The sequence below is a fragment of the Endozoicomonas sp. ONNA2 genome, from assembly GCF_024606365.1.
In the GTDB taxonomy this organism is placed as follows: Bacteria; Pseudomonadota; Gammaproteobacteria; order Pseudomonadales; family Endozoicomonadaceae; genus Endozoicomonas.
Genome location: NZ_JAHHPO010001075.1, coordinates 1 through 1,421 on the forward strand (window position 1 = coordinate 1; position 1,421 = coordinate 1,421).

Annotated in this window: 2 protein-coding genes; both read left to right on the plus strand. The window is 51.3% G+C overall.

Annotated features, from left to right (window positions below; translation table 11 throughout):
* Positions 1-215 (plus strand): hypothetical protein (locus KDK14_RS19165; protein ID WP_257266815.1); only part of this gene is annotated, 215 nt, incomplete at its 5' end.
* 161 nt (positions 216-376) lie between these two features.
* The gene (locus KDK14_RS19170; protein ID WP_257266816.1) at positions 377-1,279 is read left to right on the plus strand and encodes a hypothetical protein; all 903 of its coding nucleotides are present in this window, start codon (positions 377-379) and stop codon (positions 1,277-1,279) included.
* Positions 1,280-1,421: the final 142 nt, after the last annotated feature.

Sequence of the window (1,421 nt, forward strand, 5' to 3'; positions counted from 1 at the left end):
CTACGGGGACGCCCAGTCGGGGACGCCCAGTCGGGCGCTATTCTCGGACAGCCTCCCGGGCGGACCCGCACGGCGCTACCCCACAGGAGCTTTATCAGTCTGTATGTCGGGAGAAGTACGAATATTTCAAAACGCGTATTGCCGAGGATGAAAGCAGGCTCATCAATGATATTGCAATTGTGCGGTCCATAGCTGGCTCAGATGAGACTCTTTGACTATTTCATGGAGCACTATTTCATGGAGCACTCATGGAGCGCCGGTCAGCAGCTCTGACCACCTTGTTATACTCCCCTCTCGCAGGCTGAGATAGGTTAACGGATGGTTGTTAACTCCAACAATCATTAACTCCATCAACTCCAGCACAGAGGTGACACATATGGACGGAGCAGCAAAGCAACAGCAAATTGGTCAATCTTTAATTCGAGCCTCTTCCAGCAAATTTGGTATTGAGAGTTCGAGTGGCCACGTTTACACCAGAGAGGAAAGACAGGCGGCACTCGGGCGACACACGGTCGATAAGCTCAATATCTCGGGTCGCTATCTTGCCCAAGTGGGCGCTTTAGGCAGTCTTGCCGGGGCGGCGGTTGGTGGTATTGCGAGAGCCGTTGGTGATCACTCGCTGCAAACGGTTGCCTTGGCCGGTGCGGCCGGTGCGACCTTGAGTGTGATGGGAGCCGTTGCTAACGCCAAGCCGATGACACCACTGCAGCATGCGCAATATGAACTCGAACAGGCGAACAAAGATAAAGCCTATCTGCTCGAGACCCCGATGGACGATCAGAGTTATCAATGCCGAAGCAGTGATATTGTTGTTCTCCAATATATGGCCGAACGATACCAGGAGTCTTGGGATGCGCTTTACCTATTATGGGCTGGCGCTCACTCACCCGCTTACGAAAATGACCAAGAAGAGCTTTTGTGTGAGTTCTACAAAGTGCTGTACGAGAAATACGGCATCAGCCGGCAGTTTATTGATAATCTCGTTCCCGGTATGGGAAATATCACCACCCTCGAAGAGGCAAAAAAGATCCCCGATTTCAGACGGATGCTTGCAGGGCTCAATCTCTCCACGGAAGGTCAGGGTGATCTCGTCAAACTCATGTTTGCCCTCTGTCGTATTGTCGCAAAAAATGAAAAAGTGCCCGGTGGTCTATCCCCTGACGCTATCTACCAGGCTATGTGTAAGCATAAATACTGCCATTACATGAACCACCTTGAACAGGATATTGGTCGCCTGGAAGGTGATGTGCGCATCTTGCGCGGCATGGAAAGACAGTAATAGAAAGGCAGGGCAACCACCAGGATAGAAATAGTAACCTTTCCGATTCGGCCCCACCATGGTGGGGCTTTTTTAGTGGCTTACTCGTTTACTCACTCAGCCACAGGCCATTGGTATAGCGAAAGACCAAATTTGCTGGAAG

Bases quoted from the DNA above. Each gene is read 5' to 3' on its own strand.
- KDK14_RS19170 (WP_257266816.1), top strand. From the start codon at position 377: ATGGACGGAGCAGCAAAGCAACAGCAAATTGGTCAATCTTTAATTCGA.